Source organism: Arsenophonus sp. ENCA, from assembly GCF_002287155.1.
Lineage (GTDB): Bacteria > Pseudomonadota > Gammaproteobacteria > Enterobacterales > Enterobacteriaceae > Arsenophonus > Arsenophonus nilaparvatae.
In genome coordinates this window covers 1-2,548 of the sequence record NZ_NHNG01000327.1, presented here as the reverse complement: position 1 = coordinate 2,548, position 2,548 = coordinate 1, and the positions used below count along the sequence as shown (strand labels likewise).

Genomic DNA, 2,548 nt, shown 5'->3' with positions numbered 1-2,548 from the left:
TGGCGTTTAACCTCAGCGTCTAACTGTCCCGCTTCGGAGACCGGCAGATACGGACGCGGGGGGAGTGTCACCGAGTTACCCCTTCCAGCCTTACCGCCCCGTTGATGAATGCGGGCATAAACGCGATGGGTGCCGACACTCGCCTGATGCGCATCATATTCCGGTGTCACGCTGCGGCGTAAATGCCCGTCCCGGGAGAGCGTCATACCCTGGCGGGTGAGTGCCGCGACCGACGGTTGCCAGCGTGGCCGCCCCTGTTCTTCAAAATTAAGGTCGGTCGCCGTTTTCAGCGTTTCAGACCAGCGTCGCATCAGCGGGGTCAGGTCGTAAGCCGCTTTCTCCAGTTGCTTCAGTGCCTGTTTAATGTCGTTATCGGTGATCTCAACCGACAGAATAGTAGCGGTCATTCCGGTCTCCCCAGGGTGTTAACGGCCAAGGGGTGTAACGGCCCCTGATAGCGACTTAAGTCCGGTCGATAGCCTTCACCGGGATTATACGACCAGCCGATATCCGGGGAAAACACGGTATGCGGGTCGAGTGTGAGCTGGGCGACCGGCTGCATTTCGCCGGTTTTGCGTGAGACAACCTGTAATGACCAGCGCAGGCGGTCGCCGGACGTTTCCACCGTGAGCCCGCGCGCCTTCACGTCACGCGCGGACAGGGCAATCACGCTACAGCGACAACGCCAGCCATTGGGCGGATAGAGCGCGCGCCATACCGGGTCATCGGCATGAAATACCCGGCCATGCAGCGCCAGATGGCTTTTGCGGGTACGGTTATCCCGTATTGCCACATACATCCAGTAGGGGCGCGCCGCGACATTCTCCCGCATTTCCGCCCAGCGTCCGGCGTTGTACAGGGTGGTCAGATTGGTGCGGTAAATCGTCTCCAGTCGCTGTGGGCTCCCCAGTTGTACGGTGACCGGCTCACCGCTGACCGGGTCGGTGGTCTCCTGTTGCCCCCACCATCCCTTGGCCTGCAGTACCGGGGTTAATTCCTTGGCAAACCATTGCCCGGTTTGCCCCTCAGCTAGCGCAGTTTCCAGCGCCTGATAAATGTCCTGCAGGATATCCAGTCGTGTCACCTTGGCCACCGTCGCACTCTGCGCATGGGCGGTTTGCCAGACATCCTGCCAGTCCCAGGAAAAGGTAAAACCTTTGGCTTTCAGGTAAGCGATGACCCATTTGGGCGGCAGGCTAAACAGCGCCGTCAGTTCGTTATCGTGGAGTCTAGGCATGTAACCGCCCCCAGACATTGGCAACAAACATCACCCGGGCCAGGGTTTCCTGTAGCGCGTCCGCGGGCATCTCGGGGTAAAGTGCGGCCAGTTTCCCCCTCAGCTCGCTGGGAGCAATTCCGGATTTTACCGCGTCAAATAACGGGGTGAGCAGCGGTTGCAGGGTCTGGTCCAAGGTACCGTTTTTCATCAGGCTGTCCAGGGCGCGGTCAAGTTGCGCCTGGGCATCGGATGCGGTGTCGGTTTCGTCCTCGGCAAAGGTGAGGCTGTCGCAAAAGAGGTAGTATCATGTTTTTAATGATTTCAATATTTTGATTTTAAAGAAAAAATTAAATTATTTTTATTGTAARTMYYYSTTTYGYSMYMGSCNMAAGGTYAGCGSSGGWGCGGCGGRAGAGGTGGCGTGTGGCGCACTTTCCATCAGCAAATCSCCSGGTTGCAGGCCATATKCACGCTGATAGTAYTGCGCRCTGAAAAARCCSGCSGTTTGCGCCAGACTCWGGTCACGYTTGGCCTGSRCCTCATCAATGGTCTCCTGCTCCCACAGTCGCCACGTCGGCACCGGCACATCACCAAAGTTCAGYTCAACCAGCCAGCGGAGTATCTGATTCACCGCACTCATCACCATCACCGCATCGCCRTCGCGGATATCGGCGGCSACTTCCAGCCCGGCCTGGGCSGARGCGTGATTGGTTTCGGCTTCCGTGGTCTGGTTYTGGCCCAGCAGCGCAATGGTRATTTCACTGCGRGCCATCTCAATCAGGTCTTTATACAGACTGCTCGACGCRCCYTTRGTRGCCGGCTCCTTGAATTCAATGCTGCTGTCATCGGGGATAACCGCCACCGCATCCTGCACCATCTGCTCSAGCGAGTGCAGCAGTGGGGTGATATGCGCCTGGTCCTGGCTGCGTGGATGACGCCCAACCACCCAGGGGGTGCCGTATTTCTCACTAAAGCGCATCCAGAACGACCAGCCGGCTTTCTTGAACGTCACCGGCCAGAAGCACAGTGACAGGTCAGCAAAGCCGTAAGGGTTATCAAAGGTAGCGTCTTGGGTGGCCACCACAAATTTGCGCGGCGGCAATAACTCGCCCGCCACGCCGGACTGCTGGGCCTGAAAGCGCAGGCGATTCTCGGTATCAAAGGTAAACCACTCCGGCGGCTTGCCCACCACATCGGTGACCACCAGATGTCGTCCGTCTTTGACCCAGGTCAGTTCGGCGGGTTGATAGCCAAAAAAGGCCGCATCCAGCAGCTCACCGATGCTACGGTTCATGTCCCCCTGTGCCAGGGTCTGTTCCATAAAGCGCA

2 protein-coding genes and 2 pseudogenes are annotated in these 2,548 nt (G+C 58.3%); all 4 read right to left on the bottom strand.

Features of this window, described 5'->3' with window-relative positions:
- Positions 1–407 (bottom strand): phage virion morphogenesis protein (locus CBG25_RS08725; RefSeq protein WP_290606066.1); only part of this gene is annotated, 407 nt, incomplete at its 3' end.
- Positions 404–1,237 (bottom strand): phage minor head protein, encoded by an 834-nt coding sequence (locus tag CBG25_RS08720; RefSeq protein WP_290606064.1) that lies wholly within the window; start codon positions 1,235–1,237, stop codon positions 404–406. The genes CBG25_RS08720 and CBG25_RS08725, both read right to left, overlap by 4 nt.
- Positions 1,230–1,463: pseudogene (locus CBG25_RS08715) on the bottom strand (DUF935 family protein); the annotation flags it as partial. The pseudogene CBG25_RS08715 and the gene CBG25_RS08720, both read right to left, overlap by 8 nt.
- A 114-nt stretch (positions 1,464–1,577) precedes the next feature.
- Positions 1,578–2,548: pseudogene (locus tag CBG25_RS08710) on the bottom strand (DUF935 family protein); the annotation flags it as partial.

Coding starts and splice junctions, on each gene's coding strand:
- CBG25_RS08720 (WP_290606064.1), bottom strand. CDS start 1,237: ATGCCTAGACTCCACGATAACGAACTGACGGCGCTGTTTAGCCTGCCG.